The sequence below is a fragment of the Pseudonocardia sp. genome, assembly GCF_050250275.1.
GTDB lineage: Bacteria > Actinomycetota > Actinomycetes > Mycobacteriales > Pseudonocardiaceae > Pseudonocardia.
Genome location: NZ_JBFWOY010000001.1, coordinates 200,780 through 224,380, shown reverse-complemented (window position 1 = coordinate 224,380; position 23,601 = coordinate 200,780). Strand labels below are relative to the sequence as shown.

The 23,601-nt window shown below is 73.5% G+C and carries 18 protein-coding genes, 1 tRNA gene and 1 pseudogene; 13 read left to right on the top strand and 7 right to left on the bottom strand.

What is annotated here, in order from left to right; translation table 11 throughout:
* Positions 1 to 6 precede the first annotated feature (6 nt).
* From AB7F12_RS01100 to AB7F12_RS01085, 4 genes are read right to left on the bottom strand one after another with little or no spacing between them, the layout of a single operon-like run.
* Positions 7 to 3,162, bottom strand: coding sequence for a hypothetical protein (locus AB7F12_RS01100; protein ID WP_428498952.1), 3,156 nt, complete (start codon positions 3,160 to 3,162; stop codon positions 7 to 9).
* A 33-nt stretch (positions 3,163 to 3,195) separates the two neighbouring features.
* The gene (locus AB7F12_RS01095) at positions 3,196 to 3,804 is read right to left on the bottom strand and encodes a hypothetical protein (RefSeq protein WP_428498951.1); all 609 of its coding nucleotides are present in this window, start codon (positions 3,802 to 3,804) and stop codon (positions 3,196 to 3,198) included.
* A 2-nt stretch (positions 3,805 to 3,806) separates the two neighbouring features.
* Entirely contained in the window at positions 3,807 to 4,262 is a 456-nt protein-coding gene (locus tag AB7F12_RS01090) for a RidA family protein (RefSeq protein ID WP_428498950.1), read from the bottom strand.
* 3 nt (positions 4,263 to 4,265) lie between these two features.
* Positions 4,266 to 4,445, bottom strand: coding sequence for a hypothetical protein (locus AB7F12_RS01085; RefSeq protein ID WP_428498949.1), 180 nt, complete (start codon positions 4,443 to 4,445; stop codon positions 4,266 to 4,268).
* A 144-nt stretch (positions 4,446 to 4,589) separates the two neighbouring features.
* On the opposite strand from AB7F12_RS01085, the gene AB7F12_RS01080 reads away from it, so the two are divergent.
* The 3 genes from AB7F12_RS01080 (at position 4,590) to AB7F12_RS01070 (ending at position 7,377) form a co-directional block, all read left to right on the top strand.
* Positions 4,590 to 5,594: an ArsA-related P-loop ATPase gene (locus AB7F12_RS01080; protein WP_428496904.1), complete on the top strand. Its 1,005-nt coding sequence runs from the start codon at positions 4,590 to 4,592 to the stop codon at positions 5,592 to 5,594.
* Positions 5,591 to 6,769, top strand: coding sequence for an ArsA family ATPase (locus AB7F12_RS01075; RefSeq protein ID WP_428496807.1), 1,179 nt, complete (start codon positions 5,591 to 5,593; stop codon positions 6,767 to 6,769). Before AB7F12_RS01080 ends, AB7F12_RS01075 begins: the two co-directional genes overlap by 4 nt.
* 146 nt (positions 6,770 to 6,915) lie before the next feature.
* Entirely contained in the window at positions 6,916 to 7,377 is a 462-nt protein-coding gene (locus tag AB7F12_RS01070) for an excalibur calcium-binding domain-containing protein (RefSeq protein WP_428496808.1), read from the top strand.
* A 206-nt stretch (positions 7,378 to 7,583) separates the two neighbouring features.
* On the opposite strand, the gene AB7F12_RS01065 is transcribed toward AB7F12_RS01070, so the two are convergent.
* Positions 7,584 to 7,979, bottom strand: a complete 396-nt coding sequence (locus AB7F12_RS01065) for a WhiB family transcriptional regulator (RefSeq protein WP_428496809.1) — start codon at positions 7,977 to 7,979, stop codon at positions 7,584 to 7,586.
* A 170-nt stretch (positions 7,980 to 8,149) separates the two neighbouring features.
* On the opposite strand from AB7F12_RS01065, the gene AB7F12_RS01060 reads away from it, so the two are divergent.
* The 6 genes and pseudogenes from AB7F12_RS01060 to AB7F12_RS01035 form a co-directional block, all read left to right on the top strand.
* On the top strand, positions 8,150 to 10,552 hold the full coding sequence (locus tag AB7F12_RS01060) for a penicillin-binding protein (RefSeq protein ID WP_428496810.1): 2,403 nt from the start codon (positions 8,150 to 8,152) through the stop codon (positions 10,550 to 10,552).
* Between the two features lie 2,053 nt (positions 10,553 to 12,605).
* Positions 12,606 to 14,705, top strand: a complete 2,100-nt coding sequence (locus AB7F12_RS01055; protein ID WP_428496905.1) for an MFS transporter — start codon at positions 12,606 to 12,608, stop codon at positions 14,703 to 14,705.
* A complete protein-coding gene (locus AB7F12_RS01050; protein ID WP_428496811.1) occupies positions 14,702 to 15,853 on the top strand; it encodes a DNA polymerase III subunit delta' in 1,152 nt (383 codons plus the stop codon). Before AB7F12_RS01055 ends, AB7F12_RS01050 begins: the two co-directional genes overlap by 4 nt.
* A 29-nt stretch (positions 15,854 to 15,882) precedes the next feature.
* Positions 15,883 to 16,038 carry a hypothetical protein gene (locus tag AB7F12_RS01045; protein ID WP_428496812.1) on the top strand — a complete coding sequence of 52 codons (156 nt, stop codon included), beginning with the start codon at positions 15,883 to 15,885 and terminating at the stop codon, positions 16,036 to 16,038.
* A gap of 55 nt (positions 16,039 to 16,093) precedes the next feature.
* Positions 16,094 to 16,167, top strand: a tRNA-Thr gene (locus AB7F12_RS01040).
* Positions 16,168 to 16,394: 227 nt separating this feature from the next.
* Positions 16,395 to 16,562: pseudogene (locus tag AB7F12_RS01035) on the top strand (site-specific integrase); the annotation flags it as partial.
* A 311-nt stretch (positions 16,563 to 16,873) separates the two neighbouring features.
* Here the strand turns inward: AB7F12_RS01035 and AB7F12_RS01030 are convergent.
* Positions 16,874 to 17,428, bottom strand: a complete 555-nt coding sequence (locus AB7F12_RS01030; protein WP_428516417.1) for a hypothetical protein — start codon at positions 17,426 to 17,428, stop codon at positions 16,874 to 16,876.
* A 193-nt stretch (positions 17,429 to 17,621) separates the two neighbouring features.
* Here AB7F12_RS01030 and AB7F12_RS01025 point away from each other — a divergent pair, with 193 nt between their 5' ends.
* Genes AB7F12_RS01025 through AB7F12_RS01015 form a run of 3 tightly spaced genes read left to right on the top strand, consistent with a single transcriptional unit; the run spans position 17,622 to position 21,120 of the window.
* Positions 17,622 to 18,110 (top strand): (2Fe-2S)-binding protein, encoded by a 489-nt coding sequence (locus AB7F12_RS01025; protein WP_428496813.1) that lies wholly within the window; start codon positions 17,622 to 17,624, stop codon positions 18,108 to 18,110.
* Entirely contained in the window at positions 18,107 to 18,985 is an 879-nt protein-coding gene (locus tag AB7F12_RS01020; RefSeq protein ID WP_428496814.1) for an FAD binding domain-containing protein, read from the top strand. Before AB7F12_RS01025 ends, AB7F12_RS01020 begins: the two co-directional genes overlap by 4 nt.
* A complete protein-coding gene (locus AB7F12_RS01015; RefSeq protein ID WP_428496815.1) occupies positions 18,982 to 21,120 on the top strand; it encodes a xanthine dehydrogenase family protein molybdopterin-binding subunit in 2,139 nt (712 codons plus the stop codon). The genes AB7F12_RS01020 and AB7F12_RS01015 overlap by 4 nt, the downstream gene beginning before the upstream one ends.
* Here the strand turns inward: AB7F12_RS01015 and AB7F12_RS01010 are convergent.
* Positions 21,117 to 22,007 (bottom strand): SDR family NAD(P)-dependent oxidoreductase, encoded by an 891-nt coding sequence (locus tag AB7F12_RS01010; protein WP_428496816.1) that lies wholly within the window; start codon positions 22,005 to 22,007, stop codon positions 21,117 to 21,119. The two genes, AB7F12_RS01015 and AB7F12_RS01010, sit on opposite strands and share 4 nt — an antisense overlap.
* A 414-nt stretch (positions 22,008 to 22,421) precedes the next feature.
* Here AB7F12_RS01010 and AB7F12_RS01005 point away from each other — a divergent pair, with 414 nt between their 5' ends.
* A complete protein-coding gene (locus AB7F12_RS01005) occupies positions 22,422 to 23,543 on the top strand; it encodes an LLM class flavin-dependent oxidoreductase (protein WP_428496817.1) in 1,122 nt (373 codons plus the stop codon).
* Positions 23,544 to 23,601 lie beyond the last annotated feature (58 nt).

Sequence of the window (23,601 nt, the reverse complement as noted above, 5' to 3'; positions counted from 1 at the left end):
GAGGGCTCAGCCCGCGAGGTCGGGCGGACTGCCGTCGCCGTCGTCGCGGCTGTTGTGTGGCCGCTCCCGGGCGGCGAGCTCGGCGTGCAGCAGCCGCAGCAGGTCGCGCTCGGTGGCGGTGAGCGTCGACATGGGGTCGACGACCTCGCCCGGCTCCCGCGCGTGGTCCGCCCGCACCTGGTCCGCCCGCGGGGCGGCGTCGTACCCGGCGTGGTGCCCGGTGTTCGCAGCCTCGACGTTCGCAGCCTCGACGTTCGCAGCCTCGACGTTCACGGCCCCCGTCTCGGCGGCGGCGTCGTCGGGGGCGGCGTCGGTGCCGGTGTCGACGGCGTCGGCCTCGGGTGCAGGGATGTCGGTGGGCGGCACGTCGGGCACCGCTCGGACACGGCGCGGCGTCGGGCGTGGAGCGGGCCGGGGCGCCGGGTGGGCGTGTCCGTCCGCATCGGCTGCGGCGGTGCCGTTGGCCACGGTGCCGTTGGCTGCGGTGCCGTTCGCGGCGGTGCCGTCGGCCGCGGCGGAAGGGCCGTCCGCTGCAGCCGCGGCATCGGAGGTGGCCGTGGGGGCATCGTCGATGTCCTCGCGGCCGCCGGTCGTCGGCACCGGCAGCGGCCGCACCGGAACGGGCCCGGTCGCCCCGACGGGCCGCGGTCCCGCGGCATCCGCGGCCGCGTGCGACGGCTCGTCGACGACGACGTCGCCCACCCCGAGCGGGTCGTTCGGGTCGAGATGCAGCTCCGACCCGCCGGCCCGCTCCCGGACACTCGTGACACGACGCGGGACCGACTCCGCGAACAGGTCGGCACCGGACACGGCAGAGTCCCCGTCGCCCCCGAACGGACGCAGGAACCGGGCTGCGTGCGACGACCTGCGCGGCAACGACGCGTCCGGCCCGTTGCGGCGCGGCAGGTCCTCCGGCGGCCCGACCGTGCCCTCGACACGCGCCGGGGGTCCGTCCGCCACAGCCTTGTCGGCGGCGACCGCCCGGAAACTGCCGGTCGGCTCCAGCAGCGGGTCGAGCAACGGTGTGCGCAGCGGCCCCATCAGCGGGTCGTGCATCTCGGCCATGAGCGGCGGGTCGTCGTCGGACAGGTCGACGGCAGGCACGCCCGACAGCGGCGTGGATCCGCCCGGATCGGTGTCGCCGCTGCCGACCACACGCAGCACCCGCTCGACGCGACCGTCCTCCGGCCGGTCCACGGCCGGCGCCCCGTCCGCCGCCCGGTGACCCGCCGGGTGTGCGACGGGACGATCGTCGGGGGCCCACGGGTCGTCGGGCTCCTCAGCGCGGCGGTGCGATCGGGGAGCAGGCTCGTCGTCGGGCGGGGCGAAACCGTCGGGACCCGAGCGGGACAGCGGTGCGACTGGCCGCGACCCGGCAGGCGGCGCGTCCGGGGCGAAACCGCGGTGCGCGGGCGGGATCGCGTCGGCGCCCGGGGACGCGACGGGCTCCGGTCCGCCCGCAGCAGGCGGGCGCGGCGGGCCGGGGCGGCGCGCCGCCCCGCCCTCGGGCGGCGCCGCCGAGTCGGGAGCGCGGTGCCCGGCGGGTGCGCGCCGGCGCCCGGCATCGGGGTAGGGGTCCGTGGCCGGTGCGCCGAGTCCGGAGACGGCCGTGAAGGCGGCCGTCACGGGCTCGTCGGGCTGCGTCGTGTCCCTCGCCGGGGGCTGCGGGTCGTGGGCCCCGGTTGTCTCGTCACGGGCCGGGGGCGCGCCACTCGCCGGTGTCTCGTCGCGAGCCGGGGCCGCGTCACGCGCCGGTGTCTCGTCGCGGGTCGGGGGCGCGTCGTCGGGTTGCGGGCCCGGGCCGGGGAGCGGGTCGGGGCGCCGGTGCCGGTCGGGCACACCGAGACGGCTGTCGCCGAGCACGTCTCCCTTGCCACGATCGTCGTCGCGCAGGTCAGCAGGCGGTGTCTCGTCGCCGCGGATGTCGGCGGGGCGGGGTTCGACGCTGCCGGGTTCGACGCTGCCGGGGTCAGCGGGCCGGCGGTCGGCCGGGCCGGGGTCTCCCGGACGCCCGGCCGGCTGCGGACCTGCCACGCGGCGTTCGGCCGGGGCGACACCGCCGGTGACCTCGTCGGTGGGCGCCGCCCAGGCGGGCGCACCGTTGGCGACGCCGTTGACCGGCGTTCCGCCGGTACCCGGACCGTCGACGTCCGGCCGGGGGGAGTCGGGACGCGGTGCCGGGGGCGGTACGGCCGCATGCCCGCCGCTGTCGCCGACCGGCGACCGGCCCGGGTCGAGCGGGCCGTTCACGCCGCCGGCCTCGTCGGGCCGCTCGTCGGCACGCCGCCGTCGCGGCACCGAGGGCGGACCGGCGGACCGGTGCACGCCGTTCGTGTCGATCGGGGCCGTCGGGGGTGCGTCGGCACGGGCGAGGCCACTCGGGTCGAACGGCGCCGGCAGTGACGGCGCGGCCCGCCGCGCGAGCTCCGGGCCCACGTCGACGCCCGGCCTCACCTGACGCAACGGGTGTCCCAGCCGCGACACGGCCGGGACGACGGCGAGCAGACCCGTCGCCGGCGGACCGGGCGCGTCGATGGGCGCGGCCGGCGCGGGCGAGGGCACCGGACGGGCCGTGCTCAGCGCCTCCCCGTGGTAGGCGGGCAGTGCCGACCCGGCGACGAACACCTCGACGCCCACCGCGAGCCCCACCCGCTGCAGCGTCGCCGACAATCGGTAGGCCAGCACGTCGGCGGCATGGTCCTCGGGCCCCGGCGTGCCGGGGATCTCGACGAGCAGCACCGGGTGCGGCAGCGGTCCGGGGGCGCTGCCCGCGGGCGTGGTGCGCCACGTCAGCCAGCTGTGTCCGCCTCCGGGGCGGTGCGCCGCCAACGCCTCCGCGATCCGTGCGGACAGGCCGGGGACGTCGGTGTCGGCGCGGAACCGGTGCCCGGTCCCGCTCTCGGGGGCGGCCGGGGGCAGGAGCCGGTCGGCGTCCAGATCGATGCGGACCCGCGCGGCCGCCGCGACCAGCGTCTCGCGCACCTGCGACGACAGCTGGGCCGCCCCGGCGACGAGCGCCGCCGTGAGCAGCTCGAACGCGGGCGCGTCCTCACCGACGGCGACGAGTTCGCGGCAGGTGGCCAGCAGGTCGTCGTCGACCCGTCCTGCGAGTGCGAGCAGTAGCTCGTGGGTGGTCAGGGCTGTGGCCTGTGCGTCCGCCACCTGTCCTCCTTCGCGGTGCCCGCCGGGCGCGCGTCAGGTCGACGCGCCCACCGCAGCGCCGGTCGACGACCACATCTGGGCGGAGCCCACGATCGCGGCCTTGTGGTACGGCGGTGGATCGAGGTCGACCGGGAGCACCTCGACGCACGGAGTGCGGTCGCCGTGTGCCCTCAGCAGCCGTTGCAGTGTGCCTGCAAGCGCCCACGGACGGTCGCCGCCGAGGACGACGAGCACCGTGCGCTCGCCGAACGGTCCCGAACGGACACTCCGCAGGACCTCCGCGACGCCTGCCGTGCCACGGGCGACCGCGAGGACGCCGAGCGTCGCCGCGTCGTAGCCGTCCGGCGCCGCGCGGAACTCGAAGGGGGGACGATCGGCCGACTGGATCGGCAGGACCGCGCGCACGGCACGGCGAACGGCTGCGTCGTCACCTGCTCCCGTGACGAGCAGTGCGCGTTCGTGGTCGGTGATGCCCACCCGGTTGCGCAGCAGGGCGCGCGGCAACGTCGCCGCCACGGCGGCACGGCCGTGGTCGGTGTCGTCGGCCAGCCAGTCGCGCAGGCGCCAGGTGACGTCGTCGGGCAGCCGCCCCGCGAGACGGAGCAGCAGCTCGTGGCACGCGGCGACGGCCTGCCCGGCCACGGTCAGGCCACCTCGACGATCAGCTCCACCTCGACGGGCACGTCGAGCGGCAGCTCAGCGACCCCGACGGCGGAACGGGCGTGCAACCCTGCCTCGCCGAACAGCTCGCCCAGCAGCTCGGAGGCGCCGTTGACGACCTTCGGCTGGTCGTTGTAGCCGGGGGCCGAGGCCACGAACCCGACGACCTTGACCACACCGGTGATCGCGTCGATGCCGACGAGCGCGTCGACCGCGGCGATCGCGTTGAGCGCGCACACCCGGGCCAGGTCGTAGGCCTGCTCGGTGCTCACGTCGGCGCCGACCTTGCCCTGCGCCACGACCTTGCCGTCGACGACCGGGACCTGGCCCGCGGTGAAGACGAACGAGCCCGACCGGCGCGCCGGGACGTAGGCACCCGCAGGAGTGGGCACGGCGGGAAGGGTGAGGCCGAGCTCACGGAGCCTGTCGGAGTGAGCCACCGCTCAGCCCTCCACCGGGCGCTTGAAGTACGCCACCAGCTGCTCGGACCCGGGCTGACCCGTGGTCGTCACGGTGACGAGCTCCCAGCCGTCGCGGCCGAAGTTGTCGAGGATCGCCTTGGTGTTGTGGATCAGGAGGGGAGCCGTGAGGTACTCCCACCGGGTGGATCCGGACGCGCTCATGGCCCCGAACTGTAGTTCCGTCACAGGCCGTGTCCGACGGCGGCTCCGAGGGCCACGCGGCCCGGCGTGGGCGCGCTCACCGGGCGCCGGCCCGGGGACGCTCCGTACCCTTGGCACGTGACCACCTCCTCCTGGCCGAGCGCCATGTCCGACGTGCGCCTGCACGTCGTGTCCGGCAAGGGCGGCACGGGGAAGACGACCGTCGCGGCCGCGCTGGCGATCGCGCTGGCCGAGGGCGGCCGGCGCACGCTGCTCATCGAGGTGGAGGGCCGGCAGGGCATCGCGCGAGTGTTCGACACCCCGCCGCTGCCCTACGAGGAGCGCAAGATCGCCGTCGCCCCCGGCGGTGGCGAGGTTCGTGCCCTGGCCGTCGACGTCGAGGCGGCACTCCTCGAGTACTTCGAGATGTTCTACCGGCTCGGCGTCGCCGGGCGGACGTTGCGGCGCATGGGGGCCATCGAGTTCGCGACGACGCTCGCGCCGGGGCTGCGCGACGTGCTGCTCACCGGCAAGGTCAAGGAGTGCGTCTCCCGTGTCCGCGACGGGAGACGCGTGTACGACGCCGTCGTCCTCGACGCCCCGCCCACCGGCCGGCTCGTCAACTTCCTCGACGTCACCAAGGCCATGGCCGACCTCGCCAAGGCAGGCCCCATCCACAAGCAGGCCGAGGGCGTCGTCAAGCTGCTGCACTCTCCGCAGACCGCCGTCCACCTCGTGACACTGCTCGAGGAGCTGCCCGTCACCGAGACGATGGAGGCCGCCGGCGAGCTCGCCGCCGCCGACCTGCGCACCGGCGCCGTCATCGTCAACAAGGTGCGCGAGCAGTGGCTGCCCGACCGGTCCGTCGCCCCCGCGGCCGACGGTCGCGTCGACGCCGCCCGCGTCCGCAACGGCCTCGCCGCCGCCGGGCTCGACCTGCCCCCCGAGGTCATCGACGGGCTCGTCGCCGAGACCGTCGAGCACGCCGTCCGCGTCGCCGCGGAGAGCTCCGCCGCCGCTCGGCTCGACGCCGCCACCGGCCCCGACCTGGGCCGCCTCGAGCTGCCGCAGGTCCTCGGCGGCATCGACCTCGGTTCCCTCTACGAACTCGCCGACACCCTCATCGAGCAGGGCGTCGGCGTCCGCCACACCGACGAGGTCCCCGCGTGACACCGCGTGAACGCCGCATCGAACCGCTCGACGTCGACACCCTGATCGACGACCGCGACACCCGCATCGTCGTGTGCTGCGGCTCCGGCGGGGTCGGCAAGACCACGACGTCCGCCGCGCTCGCCCTGCGCGCCGCCGAACGCGGTCGCACCGTCGTCGTCCTCACCATCGACCCGGCGAGACGGCTCGCCCAGGCCCTCGGCCTCTCCGAGCTGTCCAACGAACCCACCCGCGTCGACGCGGTGGGCGGCGAGGGTTCCGGTGAGCTGCACGCGATGATGCTGGACATGCGTCGGACCTTCGACGACATGGTCCACGCCCACGCCGAGGGCGACCGGGCCGAGAAGATCATCGCCAACCCCTTCTACCAGACCGTCTCCTCGTCGTTCTCCGGAACGCAGGAGTACATGGCGATGGAGAAGCTCGGGCAGCTCGCGGCCACCACCGACTGGGACCTGATCGTCGTCGACACCCCGCCGTCGCGGTCGGCGCTGGACTTCCTCGACGCCCCCCAGCGCATGTCCACCTTCCTCGACGGCCGCATGATCCGGCTGCTCTCCTCGCCCGCCCGTGCCGGCGGCCGGGGGCTGCGCAAGATCGTCGGCGCCGGGTTCGGGCTGTTCGCCAAGGCGGTGTCGACGATCCTCGGGGGGCAGCTCCTCGCCGACGCTTCCGCCTTCGTCCAGGCCTTCGACACGATGTTCGGTGGCTTCCGCGAACGTGCCACCGCCACCTACGCGCTGCTCCGCTCGCCGGGGACGGCGTTCGTCGTCGTCGCCACCCCCGAACCCGACGCGCTGCGCGAGGCCGCCTACTTCGTCGACCGGCTCTCCGACGAGGGGATGCCCCTCGCCGGTCTCGTCCTCAACCGGACCCACCCCGTCCTCGCGCCGCTGTCCGCTGCCCGGGCCCGTGCCGCCGCGGAGTCGGCCACCGGCCAGGGGGGCCGCCTCGCCGCCGCGGTCCTGCGCCTGCACGCCGACCGCGCCGAGCTCTCGGAGCGGGAGGATCGCCTCCTGTCCCGGTTCGCGGGCGCCCATCCCCATGTCGCCGTCACCCGGGTGCCCGTCGTGGGCGGGGACGTCTCCGACCTCGCGGGCCTGCGCAGCATCGGCGACCGGCTCGCCGCGCCCGACGACGACCTCGCCGCCACCCCGCTCCGCGAAGCCCGCTGAGCCGCAGAGGAACCCGGCCGCAACCTCACGGTCGTCCGGGCGCGCCGGACCAGCCGTGAGGTTGCGCGCGAGGACGGTGAACCGGGCGTAACGCCGGGACCACACTTTTCCGAAGGTCGGTTCGTCTCCTGACGAATGGATCCCCGATGACCTCCCCCGCCGCTCCCCGACGTGCCGGCGCAATCGCCGTTGCCGCGCTCGCCGCCCTCCTCCTCCAGGCCTGTGGCTCCTCCGAGCCCACCAGCCCCCGCTCGGTCGCCTCGGTGCCCGCGTCGACGACCGTGCCGCCCACGAGCCCGACGACGACCACGGCCACCACGACGACGAGCGCGACGCCCACCACCGTCGCGCCGGTCGTCCCTGCCCAGGTCCCCCTGCCGACGACACGTGTCGCCGTGAAGACCGTGGCTCCCCAGGGCCTCGTGGCGCCGCCGAAGCCGAAGACCCAGGCCGCGGACGCGGGCGGCTCCGGCGGCGGCTCGGCCTACTACAAGAACTGCGACGCGGTCCGCGCGGCCGGAAAGGCACCGATTCTGCGCGGCCAGCCCGGCTACGCCTCACACCTCGACCGCGACAACGACGGCATCGGCTGCGAGCCGAAGAAGTAGCCCGGGCCCGTCGTTGGTGATCGGCATTCCCGGGACATGGGCGCCATCCCTGGCGCTCGTGTCCCGAATTCGACGATCACCCCCGGTTCGGAGGCGGCGACGCCGAGGCGCACGCGAGCGACCGGTGTCGGAGCGCCCTCGCGGCCGCTGATCACCGTTTCCGGGACGTGACCGCCACCCCGACGCCCACGTCCCGGTTTCGGTGATCACCCAATGACGTCGGCGTCGACGGGCGTGGCGCGCACCTCGGTGGCGGCCTCCTCGGCAGCAGCCGCGGCGGCCCGGATCGAGGCGGCCTCCGCGGTGTAGTGCGCCAGCCGCGCCTCGGCGAGCAGGTCCGCCCAGGAGGCGACGTCCGGCCGGGCGCGCAGCATCGCGCGCCGCTCGCGCTCCGTCGCCCCGCCCCAGATGCCGAACTCGATCTGCTCGTCGAGCGCGTACGCGAGGCACTCGGTGCGCACCGGGCAGGCGAAGCAGAACCCGCGGACCTCGCGCTGCGCCGCCCCGGACACGAAGAGCCCGTCGCCGTCGTCCGTGCGGCAGCGGGCGGCGACCCGCCAGTTCCAGGTGCAGTTCCCGCTCGTACCCGTCGTCCCGGTCATCGCGGCGACCCCCGATCGTCCAGTCGTTCGTGGCCGTGCTGTTCTGCACGACCCCGCTGAGACGAATCTTCGGGTGATCCGGTTCCGTCGGTAAGTGAGTAGTTTTACTCAACTTTCGGTCTGTGCCGCCTGACGGGAGCGTCACGGGAGTCCGCGTAGGGTGGCTCCCCGTGAGGTTGCCTCCCCACGTCCGACGGCCGATCGGCATGCTGCTCGGGCTGTGTCTGCTGGCCGGTGTCGTGGCCGCGGGCATGGCGTTCCCGTTCGCGGCGGGCCTCGGGGTGCTCTCCAACGACGCGGGCGACGGCGTGAACAACTCGTCGACGAACCTGCTCGACGGCGCACTCCCCCTCCGCACGACGATCCTCGACTCCGCCGGCCAGCCGCTGGCCTACCTGTTCGACCAGAACCGGGAGTCCGTCACCGCCGACGAGATCTCGCCCGCCATGAAGGCGGCGATCGTCGCGATCGAGGACCGGCGCTTCTACCAGCACCAGGGCGTCGACTGGCAGGGCACGATGCGCGCCGTCATCGCCAACTCGGCGTCGGGCGACGTCGTGCAGGGCGCGTCGACACTGACGCAGCAGTACGTCAAGAACTACATGCTCTACGTCGAGGCGCAGACGGAGAGCGAGCGGCTCAAGGCCACCGAGCAGACGCCGGCACGCAAGCTCAAGGAAGCGCGGATCGCGCTGCAGATGGAGCGCAGCCTCTCCAAGGAGGAGATCCTCACCCGCTACCTGAACATCGTGTTCTGGGGCAACGGGGCGTACGGCATCTCATCGGCCGCGCGCACCTACTTCGGTACGACGGCCGAGCAGCTCACCGTGCCGCAGGCGGCGTTGCTGGCAGGCATGGTCCGCAGCACCACGGCGTTCGACCCGGTGGCCAACCCGCAGGCGGCCACGGAGCGTCGCAACCTGGTCATCGCCCAGATGCGCGACCAGGGCATGATCGACGAGGCCCAGGCGCAGCAGGCGCTGGCCAGCCCGCTGGGGCTGACGTCACCGCTGAACGTCCAGCCCAACGGCTGCATCGGCGCGGGCGACGCCGGTTTCTTCTGCAAGTACGTCGTGGAGTACCTGAGCGAGGCGGGTTTCCCCGTCGACCAGCTCACCCGCGGCGGCTACACGATCCGCAGCACCCTCGACCGCGACGTCCTGCAGAAGATGAAGGCGTCCCTCGACGCCGAGGTGCCGCCGTCGCAGCCCAACGTCGCCAACGTGATGGCGCTGGTGCAGCCCGGCCAGGACCGCCACCGCGTCCTCGCGATGGGGTCCAGCCGCACCTTCGGCCTCAACGCCGACAAGCAGCAGACCAGCTACGGCCTCCCGTACGAGCCGGTCAACCTCGGCGCGGGGTCGGTCTACAAGATCTTCACGGCGGCGACGGCCCTGGAGAAGGGGCTGGGCATCAACTACAACCTGTCCGTTCCCCCGAGCGGCTACGCCTCCCCGATCTACACCGACGGCGGCGGTCGCCCCATCCCCGTCGCCAACGCGGGCAACTACCCCGAGCGGATGACGCTCACCGACGCGCTCGCCACCTCCCCGAACACGGCGTTCGTGAAGCTGGAGGAGTTCACCGGGGTGCCCGACGTCGTCGACATGTCGGTGCGGCTCGGCATGAAGTCCCTGGCCACGACCCCGTTCATCGACCCCAACACGCGCCGCAAGACCGACCGCTCGATCGCGGAGGTCACGAAGGCGCAGAAGCTGGCGTCGTTCACCCTCGGCGTGACGCCGACCAGCGTCCTCGAGCTGGCCAACGTGGGCGCCACCCTCTACAGCTCCGGCAAGTGGTGCCCGCCGAGCCCGATCGAGTCCGTGACCGACGCCGCGGGCGCGGTCGTGCCGGTCACCGAGGCGCCGTGCGAGCAGGCTGTCGAGCCGGAGCTCGCGAACACCCTGGTCAACGCCCTGAGCAAGGACGACCTCATCGGCACCTCCGCCGCCGCCGCCCGGCAGGTCGGCTGGAACCGGCCGATGCTGGGGAAGACGGGCACGACGCAGCAGCACAAGTCGGCGGCGTTCGTCGGCGCCGTGCCGCAGCTCTCCGGCGCGGTGATCACCTTCGACAACTCCAACGCCCCCAAGCCTTTGTGCGACGGCGCCGGCGCGCCCTTCGCCTGCCGCAGCGGCAACATCTTCGGCGGCAAGACGCCCGCCGAGACATGGTTCGGTGCTGTGACGCCGATCCTCGAGGGCCAGCCGGTCCTGCCCCTGCCGCCCACCGCCGACCGCTACCTGACCGGTGGCGCGGAGACCCGGGTGCCCGACGTCGTCGGCCGCGGCCAGAACGACGCCACCGCGATCCTGCAGCGGGCCAACTGGCGGGTGTCGGCACGGGTGGTCGACAACAACGCGCCCCGCGGAACGGTCGTCGGCCAGAGCCCGCGCGGCACCGCGCTCCCGGGCGAGACGATCGTCCTGCAGGTGTCGAGCGGCACCGTTCCGGAGGCGCCCCCCGCCCCGGGTGAGGCGACGACGGAGCCGCCGCCCGAGCCGCCCCCGCCGGGCGACGGTGGTGGTGGTGGTGACGGTGGTGGCGGCGGTGGCCGGCCGGGCGGGTGAGCGGATCGCGGTCGCCGCACCGGAACCGGTCGTGCACCGCTCACCGCACAAATGCGCGGCGGGCCCGGTAAGGGTGTGAACGAGGCGCGGCGCGACCCGGTTGGCCGCGACGCGCCGTCCGCGCCCGTCGACCGGACGCGACCGGCGACCTAGCATTCCCGTCATGGGGAGGGGACCTGCGGATTCGCTGTGGGGGCCCGACGGGACCGCCGACGAGGAGCCCGCGAGCCAGTCCCCGCTGCCGGGTTTCGAGCTCCCCGCCCTCGACCTCCCCTTCATCGACCCCGCGGGCCGCGTCATCGGCCTCGCCGGCGGTGACGTCGACATCGGCGTCGTCGACGACGACGCCGACGACCTCGACCTCGACCTCGACGAGGAGCCCGATCCCCCGATGCCTCCGGCGGGCACCGTCGCGTGGCTCGTGGCCCAGCGCGCCCGTGAGGCGAGGGCCGCCGCCCGGGCCGGGGCGCGGTCCCGCCGGGGAGGGAGCGCGGCGGCAGGCGTCAGGACGACGTCCGGCGAACCGGCGTTTGACGAACCGGCGTCCGACGAACCGGCGTCCGGCAGCCCGGCGTCCGGCGGCCCGGCGTCCGGCAGCCCGGCGTCCGGCAGCCCGGCGTCCGGGGATTCGGCGTCCGGCGGTCCGGCGGCCGGGGACGAGGCGGAGGCCCCTCGGTCGGCGAACGGTTCGGCGACGGCACACCCGACGGCAGGCCGGGCGACGGCGTGGGCCCGGGACGAACGGGCAGGCGGTGAGGCGGCAGCGGGTCGGCTCGGCGATTCGGCAGCAGATCGACCGGCGCCTGATGGTTCGGGGCCTGATGGTTCGGCCTCTGATGGTTCGGCGGCCGATGGATCGGCGCCTGCCGACTCGGCGACAGGGGTGTCGGCGTCGGGGGGCCCGGCTCGAGGCGGTTCGGCTCAGGCAGGAACAGGTGCAGGTGGTCCGGCAGCCGCCCGCGGGGCGACGAACGGTGCGGGGCCTGACGGTGCGGGGCCTGACGGTGCGGGGCCTGACGGTGCGGGGCCTGACGGTGCGGGGCCTGACGGTGCGGGGCCTGACGGTGCGGGGCCTGACGGTGCGGGGCCTGACGGTGCGGGGCGTGACGGCCCCTCGCCTGACGCTTCGCCGCCCGATGGTTCCGTGTCCGCCGGGCCGGCGCTCCGGACCCCGGCGTCGGTCGGCACGTCGACCGCCCGTTCGACGATCAGCACGGCACCAGATGATGTGCGAGCTGAGGATGTGCGGCCTGACGGCTCGCGGGCCGACGAGGTGCCGCCTCGGGCCGGGGGCCGACGCGTCTCGGCGACCGTCGACGTGGTTCCCGACGTCTCGGCGGCACCCGAACGCGCGGACACGTCGCGGCCCGGTCCGGCCCAGGTCGGATGCACGCCGGCCTCCGGTGTGGTGCCGCCGCCCGGCGACGAACGCACCCTCGGGAGCGCGGCCGCGGAACCGTCGGAGGGCGACCGCCACCCTCCCCGGTCCACGCAGACCGCTGGTCGTCGCGGCGGTCCGAGGGCCCGGCTCCGGGCGCGGGCGGAGGCGCGGCTGGCCGCGACGTCGCAGGCGCTCGCGTCGACGCCCCTCCCGTCGACGCCCCTCCCGTCGACGCCCCTCCCGTCGACGTCGGCCCCGTTGACGAGCCCGCACCCCGCCGCACCGCGGCGGCCTCCCGGGCCGCCGCCTCTGCGGCACCGTCCCCCGATCGAGGAGGAGCCGAGCATTCTGGGTTTGACCCGGCATTCCCGGGGCAGGTTGGGGTCGCGCCTGTTCACGTGGTTCTTCGTCGGGGTGTTCGTGCTGATCTTCGTCCAGCTCGTCGTCGCGTTGCTGAATCCGTGACGTCCGGCGAGAGGAACTGCACCATCGGTGACGAAGTGGGCGTAGGGCGACCGGGCCGCCGCCCGGCCGGCGGTTCCGTCTACTCTCGGGGATGGATGGCCGGCATCCGCTCCCCGATGTCGGTACAGGTCCCGCCAGCCTGGCCGGGGCTCGCCGAGGAGGTGAGGAGCGATCGGTTCCGAGGCCCATCCGGCCGGTGACCCGGCGCTGTCGCCCCCTACGTCGCACCGTGTCCGCAGTGTCCTGTCGATTCCCGCGTTCCGCAGGCTCTGGCTGGTCACGGCGGTGTCGGCGACGGGCGACTGGCTTTCGCTGCTCGCGCTGACGTCGCTGGCGACGCAACTGACCACGGGCTACCAGGCGCAGAGTTTCGCGCTGGGTGGTGTGGTGGCCACGAAGCTGCTGCCTGCGCTGGTGTTCGGTCCGCTGGCGGGTGCGCTGGCCGACAGGTTCGACCGTCGTCACGTCATGGTCGTGTGCGACATCCTGCGGTTCTGCCTGTTCGTCTCGATCCCGCTGGTGGGGTCGCTGTGGTGGCTGTTCGTCGCGACCTTCCTGATCGAGGTCTGCGCGCTGTTCTGGATCCCGGCGAAGGACGCGTCGGTGCCGAACCTGTTGCGCCGCCCGGACCAGGTCGAGACGGCGAACCAGCTGGCCCTGGTGATGACGTACGGCGTCGCGGTGATCACGGCGGCGGGCCTGTTCACGGTGATCTCGAGCGCGGGGTCGCTGTTCGACTCCTCGTCGGCGCTGACGACGGTCTACGTCGCGCTGGTGATCAACGGCTGCGGCTACCTGCTGACGGCGACGACGGTGTGGTTCCGGATCAAGGAGATCTCGGGTCGCACGGCGCAGCGGCAGGGCGAGAGCCCGCCGAGCCTGGTGTCGTTGCTGCGGGGCGGGTTCGCGTTCGTCGGGAGCACGCCGCTGATCCGCGGCCTGGTCATCGGGATCATCGGCGCGTTCGCGGCCGGTGGCGCGGTGATCGCGTCGGCGAAGCTGTACTCGGCGAGCCTCGGGGGTGGCGACGCCGCGTACAGCGTGCTGTTCGTCGGCATCTTCGTCGGCCTCGCCGGCGGTATGGGCACGGCGCCGCGGCTGGCTCGGCGGCTGCCGCACAACAGGCTGTTCGGCGCGGCGATCGTCGCGGCCGGTATCGCGCTGACGTTGGTGGCGTTGGCGCCGCACCTGTTCGTCGCGATCGTCGCGGTGGGGCTGGTGGGGGGTTTCGCGGGCATCGCGTTCCTGACGGGGCTGACGATCATCGGTGCGCAGGTGGCGGACGAGGTCCGCGGCCGGGTGGTCGCGTTCGTGCAGTCGCTGGTGCGGGTCGTGCTGCTGGGCTCGATGTCGCTGGTCCCGGTGCTGGTCGGCCTGGTCAGTGCGCGCCGCATCGACTTGTTCGGCTACCCCTTCGTCATCGACGGCACCCGCACGGTGATGTTCGCGGGTGGTCTGGTGGCGGCCGTCGTCGGCATGCTGGCGTACCGGCAGATGGACGACCGGCGCACCGAGCCGCTGCTGCCCGATCTGCTCGCCGCGCTGCGCCGGGGCGACCGGCGCACGGGGTCGGGTGTGCTGATCGCGGTCGAGGGCGCCACGCCGGCGGAGACCGCGGTGCAGACCGAGCGCCTGGTCGCGACGTTGCGTGCCGACGGCTACGACGTCGTGGAACCCGCCGACGACCGGCTGCGTGTGGCCGAGGCGGAGACGCAGCACTCGGGTGCGCGGGCGAAGGCGCTGGCCGTCGCGGCGATCCGGGCCGACACCGTCGAGCGCCTGGTCAGGCCGGCTCTTGCAGGGGGCGCTGTCGTGGTCATGGACCGGTTCCTGGCGAGCCCCCTGGCGCAGTACGGGGTGGAGTCGGATCGCGACGACGCGGCCCTCGACAGCGGCGAGCTCGAGAACATCGTCTCCTGGGCGACGGGCCGGCTGCGTCCCGACGTGTCCGTCCTGCTCGACCGTGCCCCCGGCGGCTCGGCTCCCCCAGCGGGGGTCGCCGGTGAGGAGCACGTCCGGGTGCAGCGCCTGCTCACGCGCATGGCCGCGGCCGAGCCCCATCACTACGTGGTCGTCGACGCCGACGCGTCCGCCGACGTCGTCGCCACCAGGGTCATGGACGGTCTCCGTCCCCTGATGCGGCCGCCCGCGAGCGCGCCCGGTGCGACGGTGCCGGTGCAGAAGGACGCCGCGACGCGACCGGTCCGGGTCGGGCCCGTCGCCGCGCCGAACGGTGAGCAGCCGACGGAGCCCGTCGCCGCCCGGCCGGTGCCGCGGGAGGACGACGACCCGGCGCCGGCGCCATGAGTGTGTGGCGCGATGTCGTCGGCCAGCCGTGGGCCGTCGGCGAGCTGACCGCCGCGGTCACCGATCCGGGCTCGATGACGCATGCGTGGCTGTTCACGGGCCCGCCGGGGTCCGGTCGCTCGACGGCTGCGCGTGCGTTCGCCGCGGCGCTGCAGTGCCCGCGGGGCGGGTGCGGGGAGTGCGCATCGTGCCGGACGGTCATGGCGGGCACCCATGCCGACGTCCGGGAGGTCGTTCCCGAGGGCCTGTCGATCTCGGTGGCGGAGATGCGCAGGCTCGTGCAGCTGGCGGCGCGGCGGCCGAGCACCGGGCGGTGGCAGATCCTGATCATCCAGGACGCCGACCGGCTCGGTGAGCGCGCCGCGAACGCCCTGCTCAAGGCGGTCGAGGAGCCGGCGCCGGACACGGTGTTCCTGCTCTGCGCACCGTCGGACCATCCGGAGGACGTGTCGATCACGATCCGTTCGCGGTGCCGTCCGATCCCGCTGCGGACGCCGTCGGTGGAGGCGATCGCCGAGGTTCTGGCGACGCGCGACGGTCTCGACCCCGAGACGGCGACGTGGGCCGCGTCGGTGTCGGGTGGTCACGTCGGCCGGGCGCGGTGGCTGGCCCGCGACGAGGAGGCCCGCCGCCGGCGTGCCGAAGCGCTCGACCTGCCGTTGAAGGTCCGCGGCATCGGCGACGCGTTCGCCTACGCGGGCAAGCTCGTCACCGCGGCGAAGGCGGAGGCGACGGAGATCGCGGAGGGGCGTGACGCGGCGGAGCGCGAGGAGCTCGCCGTCGCCATGGGGGCGGGTGGCACCGGCAAGGGTGTTGCCGCCGCGGCCCGGAGTGCCAAGGCCGCGGAGCGGGAGCTGGAGAAGCGCCAGAAGAGCCGCACGACCCGAAACCAGCGGGACGCACTCGACCGCGCCATCATCGATCTTGCCGGTTTCTTCCGTGACGTCCTCGTCACCGACGCCGGGGCCCGGGTTCCGCTGACCAATCCCGACCGGCTCGCGGACATCCGGCGCGCCGCCGCGGAGTGGACCCCGGAGTCGACGCTGCGCCGCCTCGAGGCTGTGCTGGCGTGCCGGGAGGCGTTGAACGCCAACGTGAAACCCGAGATCGCGGTCGAGGACATGCTGCTCTGCCTGCACCGGGGTTGACGCTCCCGCGGGGCGGGTGCGCGCCGCCAGTGGATTTCGAGCAGTTCGAGGACAACCACTTCGTCGACGCCACCGGCCGCCGTTTCGTGGCCGAGCTCCTGACGCTCGCCGGCCACCGCCTCTCGGGCCTGCGCACCTACTGCGACACCGCGGCCTTCGTGCCCATCCGCGCAGGTCAGGGGTGATCGACGGGGCGCTGTGGAGGCGGGAGGGGTGGTCGGTAGACTAGGCATGCACCACGCCGCCTTAGCTCAGTCGGTTAGAGCGACGCACTCGTAATGCGTAGGTCTGGGGTTCGACTCCCCAAGGCGGCTCCGCAGGTCAAAGGCCCCTCCGAGGGCCCTTTGGTCGTTCCGGAGGTCGATTCGTGGCCTCCACGCCGCCTACGCTCGTCGCCGTGGCCTCCACCGAGAAGCGTCAGAGCGGACGATCTCGTGGCTGCCCAGCGGCTCGGCGCGGGTCAAGGTCTATGCCGGAGTTGACCAGCTGACCGGCGAGAAGTTGTGGCTCCGCCAGACGATCAAGGCGCTGGGCACCAAGCGTGAGACCGTGCGCGAAGCTGCTCAAACAGGTCGACGAGCAGCGGAACCCGCGCACCGGCGCGACGGTCGACGAGCTGCTCGACAAGTGGCCCGACGTCGTCGACGTCGAGCGGAAGACCCGCGCCGGCTACGTCAGCAAGATCGACGAACACATCCGCCCGGAGCTGGGCAAGTTGCCAGTGCGCAAGGTCCGCGTCGACACCATCGAGACGCTGTACGCCAAGCTGCGTCGCTGCCGCGACCACTGCAAAGGCCGCAAGGAGATCCGCCATCGGACGACCCGCGAGCACTTGTGCGACGAGCACACGACGCGGCGCAGGTGCGCCCTGGGCTACGCGTGCACCGTGCACGCCGCCCAAGGTGCCACTGTGCGACCGACGACCGCGTCACTGACCTCGAGGACGATGTCGACGAGGTCTACGCCGCGGAGATCGCCTGACCCACGACGGCGTACTCAGACGACCATGCCGCCGGCCGATCACCCACCGGCCGAGCTGCCGATTCGCTGCCGCTCGGCGCGACAGCGGGCACGGTCGGCGGCGGGAATCGGCTCAGCGGAGCCATCCACGACAGGCGACATCACCCGCGCGTCGGTGACCCAGCCCAGAGCGACCGCAACACCGCGTGCGTAGTGGCGCTCCCAGCCGCTGTCCGTGCGTTCCTCCACTCTGGTCTGCGCATCCGGCTGGCGCGGTCCAGGCGTGACGTATAGGGTAATAGTAAGAGCGTTTGATGCGCAGCGGCGCGCTGAGAGCGGCGACGCACCCGAACATGTCTGGAGGGTGGACGGTGTCACCGTCACCGCGGGGAGCGGCCGACGAGGCGTCAGGGCGCCAGGTCGCGCCACCGGAGCGGCTTGTCGCACGCCCCGGGGAAGTCGGTGGAGACGCGGGTGGTGAATCGGCGCATGTGCTTGCGCATCGCCCACCGCGAAGCGCTCCAGCATCTCGCGCTCGCTGGCGAGCTTGGTGTCCGGACCGAGATCGCCCTCGGTGATGTCGTCGACGATCTGCTGGGCGGTGGTCAGGGCCACCTTGTGTGCCCGGCGGTGCACGAGACGGCGGCGGGGACCCGGCTGTGTGCCTCCCACGCCGGGCCTCCTCGGTGCTGTTGATCCACAAGCACCCTCTCCTAATAGGCGAACGATGACACCTGTAAGTCGGCCGGATCAGCGGCCCAAGATCGGACTCGGGCGCGGAGGACGCGTCGATGAGGAGGTGGGGGCGGTGGACAACGACGCGCGGACGCCGATCCCGGTGACGTTCGTGGTCAACGGGGTATCCAGGACGGTCGTCGTCGATGCGGACGTCATGCTGCTCGCGGTCCTGCGGGACCAGCTCGGGTTGACCGGCGCCAAGCCGGCCTGCGAGGTCGGCGTGTGTGGGGCGTGCACGGTGCTGGTCGACGGCGAGGCGACGAGCAGCTGCCACACCTTCGCCGCGCTGGTGGACGGCGCGGAGGTGCGGACGGTCGAGGGGCTGGCGACGGATCCCCGGCTCCGGCCGCTGCAGGAGGCGTTCGTCGACGAGGGCGCCTTCCAGTGCGGGTTCTGCACGAGCGGCCAGCTCATGGCGGCGGCGTCGCTGGTGCTCTCCGGAGTGCTGGACACCGCGTCCGACGAGGAGATCCGCGAGTACATGCTCGGCAACCTCTGTCGCTGTGGCGCGTACCACGGGATCGCGCGCGCTCTCACCCGGTTCCGGGAGGCCCGATGAGCTCTGGGTTCGTGCGTCCGCGCACCCTCGACGAGGCGTTGGACGCGCTGGCCGGCGAGAACGTCCTGCCGGTCGCCGGCGGCGTCGCGGTCGGCCTCCTGACCAACCTCGGGCTCGTTCCGCCAAGCAGGTTCGTCGCGATCGGGGGCGTCTCCGGCCTGCACGGGGTCGCCCTGGGCGAGGACGGGGCGGAGCTGCTCCTCGGGGCGGCGACCCCGCACGCCCGACTCGCCGCCGATCCGCTCTTGACGGGTGAACTTCCCCAGGCCGCCGGAATGTTCGGCCGGATCGGGAACATCAGGGTGCGCAACCGGGGGACGGTTGGCGGGAACCTGGCGCTCGCCGAGCCGGCGCAGGATCCCCCCGTGCTGCTGGCCGCTCTCGGTGCGGACGTCCTCGCCGCAAGCCGGTCGCGACACCGCAGGCTGCCGGTCGCCACGTTCGCCACGGGTCCGATGGCGACGGTCCTCGAGCCGGGCGAGCTGGTCACGCAGGTCGCGATTCCGCGCCTCGGTCCCGACGAGCGGTGTGCGTACCTGAAGTTCCTCCCCCGCACCGCCGACGACTACGCCACCGTCAGCGCGGCGGTGCGCCTGCGGCTCGACGGCGACACCGTCGTCGAGGCGCGGATCTTCTGCGGATCGGTCGGCCCGGCGCCCGTCGACTGCGCGACGGCCGCGGACCTGCTCGTCGGCCGGTCGATCACCGCGGCCGGCCGGTTCGAGGGGATCGCGGCGGCAGTGGCCGAGGCCGTCGCTCCGGTCACGGACCACCGTGGCGGAGCGGAGTACAAGCGCGAGATGGCCGGTGTGTTCGTCTGCAGGGCCCTCGACCAGGCGCTCACCACTCCACGATCGTACGGAGGTCGGGCATGAACTCCCAGCGGTCGTCGACGCTCCCGGTCGGGGCGTGGGACCGGGTCAGCGGCGGTGCAACATACGTCGGCGACGTCCGGGTTCCCGGCGCGCTGCACGTGGCGTTCGTGCACGCGCCGGTCCCGGCAGCGCGGATCGCCGGCATCGACCCCTCCGCGGCGTGGGCCGTCCCCGATGTCGTCGACATCATCACCGCAGAGGACATCGGGGAGCTCCTCGTGGGTCGGGCGCTGCGCGACTACCCGGTGCTCGCCGCCGGCGAGGTGCGCTTCGCGGGGCAGCGCGTCGCGGCCGTCGCGGCCCGGACACGCGCGGCCGCCCGGGAGGCGGCGCTGCTCGTCGACGTCGACTACGACGAGGAGGCGGGCGTGCTCGACCTGGATGCGGCGCTGGCCGTCGGCGCGGCCGTCCATCCCGGTTACGACGACTACACGGGCGCTGTGTCGGACCGGCCCACGCCCAACGCACAAGGCGTCTGGAGGTCGGCCCACGGCGACGCCGACGCCGCCCTCGCGGCCGCGGACACGGTCTTCGACGATGTGTTCACCATGGGCCGCAGCCATGCCGCGCCGCTCGAGCCGCATGCGTGCATCGTCTCGGCGGGCCCGGAGCGCATCGACGTCTGGTCGACCCACAAGGAGCCGTACAACCTCCGTGCGCTGCTCGCGTCGGTCGCGGGCGTGGCGCCGGAGACCGTACGAGTCCACCTCGCCCCGATCGGCGGGGACTTCGGATCGAAGGGGTTCGCTTTCGCCGAGGTGGCGTGCTACCTACTCTCCGCGCGAACGGGCCGGCCGGTGCGGCACACCATGAGCTATGACGACGAGCTCGCCACCACCGCGGCGCGGCACCCGATGCGGCTGCGGCTGCGGACGGCGGTGACCGGGCGCTCCCTGGTGGCGCTCGACGCCCGCAGCGAACTGGACGGCGGCGCGTTCGGCGGTGTGAAGGCCGCGCCGATGGTGGTCGTCCCGGTCGTGCACGCTCCGCTTGCGTCATACGCGGTGCCGCACCGTCGAGAGGTCTGCACGAGCTACTACAGCAATACGCTGCCAGGTGGCCACGTCCGTTCGCCGGGGGAGTTCCAGGCGATCTTCGCCGCGGAGTCGCAGCTGGACATGATCGCCGCACGGCTCGGCCTCGATCCGCTGGAGCTGCGTGCCGGCAACGCTGCGGACGACCGCGTCCGCCGCGTCGTCGCCGAGCTCTCCACGGTGGTCGAGAGCTGGCGCGCCACGAAGGCCGCCGACTCGGGCATCGGTGTCGCGCTGACCTTCCGCGACACCGGGCCAGGCTCCACGACAGTGCGGGCCACGGCTCGTCCGTCGCACGTGGACGTCGAGCTCGCTGTCGCAGACCAGGGCGCGGGGAGCTACGAGATGTTCCGAGGGCGTGCCGCCGAGACGCTCGGGGTCGCCCCGGAGCTCGTCCGGATCCGGCCGGTCGCGGCGGGCGAGGATCCGGCGCTGACCGACGGGGGAGCCGGAGCGAGCCGGGTGACCGCGGTCGCCGGCCGGGCCGTGACGGAGGCGTGCGTCGACCTCCTGCGGGTCCTCGGCCGGCCCCCCGATCCGGCTGCGGACGACTGGGTTCTCGGCCGGGTCGCCGAGCTCGGTGGTAGCCCGCTGGTCGGCCTGGGGAGTGCGGAGGCGCAGTGGCCGGCGGCGCCGGGCGCCGACCTGCGCAGCCATGGCGCCGTCGCGGTCGAGGTGTGCGTCGACACCCGGACCGGCGCGGTCGACGTGCTGCGCGGGGCGGTCATCGCCGACACGGGCCGCGTCCTCAACCCGGTGGCGCATCGCGGGCAGATCGAGGGCGGCTTCGTCTACGGGTTGAGCCAGACGTTGCTGGAGGACCTGGTCGTCGAGGCGGGGATCGTGACGACCGTGAGCCTCGGCGACTACAAGCTCGCCTCCGCCGCGGACGTGCCCCCGCTGCAGGTCCGGGTTCTTCCCCCGCACCCAGGCACCGGCGACGTGCCGCTGTCGGTCGGCGAGCTGGTCAACGTCGGGGTCGCGCCCGCCGTCGCCAACGCCGTCGCCGACGCCACCGGGGCGCGGGTGCGGGACCTGCCGATCACCGCGGAACGTGTGCTCGCGGCGCTGCGGGTCGCGGGGCGGGGCGGGCCGACCTAGGCGAGATGGGGCGCGCGGCCCTCCCCGTAGGCCAGCAGGGTCCGCGGTAGGAGGTCCGCCAGCTCTTCGCAGGGCCACGGACCCGAAGACTCGTCCCGGAAGATCGCGCGCACCTCCGTCGGGTGGGAGTAGACACCGACCTTGCCGCCGCCGACCCTGAACACCCGACCGGACACGCCGGCCGCGGCGTCGGACGCGAGGTAGACGACGAGAGGGGCCACCAGTGCGGCGTCGGCGCGCGCCTCCTTCGCCGCGGCACGCGTGCTGCTCATGATTCCCCTGGCCTGCAGATCGGCGTCCCGCTCGGCGGCGTCGGCCGTCATCCGGGTCAGGGCGAACGGCGCGACCGCGTTGACCGTGATGCCGTCGCCGCGCAGCTCGAAGGCGAGGTCGTAGGTCAGGCTGGTCACTCCGCCCTTGGACGCGGCGTAGTGCGCGTTTCCGAGCGGTGCCGTCCATTGGTTCGAGGTGGTGTTGACGATCCTTCCGTAGCCGGCTGCCCGCAGGACGGGGACGGCGTGGCGGCAGACGGCGAAGGTGCCCTTGAGGTTCGCGGCGATCGTGGCGTCGAGGTCCTCCTCGCCGATCTCCTCGATCATCTGCTGCCGGACGATGCCGGCGTTGTTGACGACGATGTCCAAGCGACCGAACGCCTCGACGGCGGTGCCGACGACTCGTTCGGCCGCAGCCCAGTCAGCGACCGACTCGATGCTGGCGACGGCCTCGCCGCCGCGGTCTCGGATCTCCTGGGCCACGGCCTCCGCGGGGACGTTCGACGACCCGCGCCCGCCCGCGGCGACGCCGAGGTCGTTGACGACGACGCTCGCGCCGGCTGCGGCGAGCGCAAGAGCCTCGGCGCGCCCGATGCCCCGACCGGCTCCCGTCACGAGCGCGACCCGTCCGGCGAGCGGACCGGAGCAGCGCCGTCTCGCAACGGTGGTGGTCGGCCCGCCAGGACCGGTGGTTTCGGTCGGGATCATCGAGTGGATCACTTCCTTCGTAGGCTCCCAGGACTGTTAAGGATAATGATATGTCCGAGTGACGGCGTGCTGGCACCTTCGGCGCCGCCACCCGTTCGGCAAGAATCCCCGTCCCGGCACGGCCCGCTGCGGCAATAACTCCGACGTCGTCGCCGTGGTACATGATCCGCCCCGGCGCGCAGGGTCTGATCCGCCCACCTCGTGCCGAGGGCGGCAGCGGTCCGATAAATGTCGGTGTCTTGAGGGGGCCGCGCGCACATGCTCTAATCATTAGAGCGATCGCATCGAGGCGATCCTGGCCTCGAGAACGAGGAGACGGCGATGGACAGCCCCGCAGCGGCCCTTCCGGTCGGTGGTCCCCTCCGCAACGACAACCCCATGAAGCTCGGCGTGTTCGCCATGAACTGCAAGGGCGGCACCGCTCTCACCCGCTACCCGCGGGGACGGATCGTGCCGACCTGGGAGCAACAGGTCTCGCTCGCCAGGACCGCCGACGAGGCCGGTTGGGAGTTCCTGTTGCCGTTGGGCCGCTGGCGAGGGCTCGGCGGGGACACCGACCCGGTCGCGGCGCAGTTCGAGGTCTTCACCTGGGCCGCCGGCATCACGGCCAGCACCTCGCGGATCCACGTCCTGGCAACGGTTCACACCGCGCTGTTCGAGCCGCTCGTCGCGGCCAAGCAGGCTGCGACGATCGACCACATCGGCGGCGGGAGGTTCGGCCTCAACATCGTCGCGGGCTGGAACCAGCCGGAGATGGCGATGTTCGGCAAGCAGATCCCCGACCACCACGCCCGCTATGCGCAGGCGGACGAGTGGACGACTCTCGTCCGCAGGCTGTGGTCGGAGACCGAGGAGTTCGACTTCGCGGGCGACACCTACTCGGCGCAGGGCGCGTACCTGTCCCCGCGGCCGGTGAACCAGCCGGTGATCGTCCAGGCCGGGCTGTCCCCGGACGGTATGGCCTTCGCCGCGAAGCACGCCGACTACGGGTTCCAGTCCCATCCCGACATCGGCCGGCTCGCCGAGATGGGCAAGGACCTGCGCCGGCGGGCCGAGCAGCACGGGCGCGAGCCCGGCGTGCTCGTGACCGCTTACGTCGTGTGCGCGGACACGGAGGCCGAGGCGCGCCGCTTCCACGACCACTACGTCGACGAGCTCGGTGACTTCGCCGCGGCGCGCAATCTCGTCGACCAGCTGATCGGTGGCGGGTCCCGGTCCTGGCCCGCGGAGACCTACCGGGCCATGGTGCGGGGCATGGTCGCATCGTGGGGCGCCTACCCGCTCGTCGGGACGCCCGAGATGATCGTCGAGAAGCTCGTCGAGCTGCACTCGATCGGCGTCGGCGGTGTCGGCCTCAGCTGGGTGGACTACCAGTCGGGGATCAGACAGTTCGACGAGAAGGTCGTGCCGCTCATGGTGGACGCGGGCCTGCGCAGGCCCTGAGCCCGGTGGACCCGGACACCGCGGCCGGAACGTCCCCCGGGCGTCATCGCTCAGACCA

Coding starts and splice junctions, on each gene's coding strand:
- AB7F12_RS01015 (WP_428496815.1), top strand. CDS start 18,982: ATGAACTCCCAGCGGTCGTCGACGCTCCCGGTCGGGGCGTGGGACCGG.
- AB7F12_RS01005 (WP_428496817.1), top strand. CDS start 22,422: ATGGACAGCCCCGCAGCGGCCCTTCCGGTCGGTGGTCCCCTCCGCAAC.
- AB7F12_RS01070 (WP_428496808.1), top strand. CDS start 6,916: ATGACCTCCCCCGCCGCTCCCCGACGTGCCGGCGCAATCGCCGTTGCC.
- AB7F12_RS01020 (WP_428496814.1), top strand. CDS start 18,107: ATGAGCTCTGGGTTCGTGCGTCCGCGCACCCTCGACGAGGCGTTGGAC.
- AB7F12_RS01085 (WP_428498949.1), bottom strand. CDS start 4,445: ATGAGCGCGTCCGGATCCACCCGGTGGGAGTACCTCACGGCTCCCCTC.
- AB7F12_RS01080 (WP_428496904.1), top strand. CDS start 4,590: ATGTCCGACGTGCGCCTGCACGTCGTGTCCGGCAAGGGCGGCACGGGG.
- AB7F12_RS01050 (WP_428496811.1), top strand. CDS start 14,702: ATGAGTGTGTGGCGCGATGTCGTCGGCCAGCCGTGGGCCGTCGGCGAG.
- AB7F12_RS01065 (WP_428496809.1), bottom strand. CDS start 7,979: ATGACCGGGACGACGGGTACGAGCGGGAACTGCACCTGGAACTGGCGG.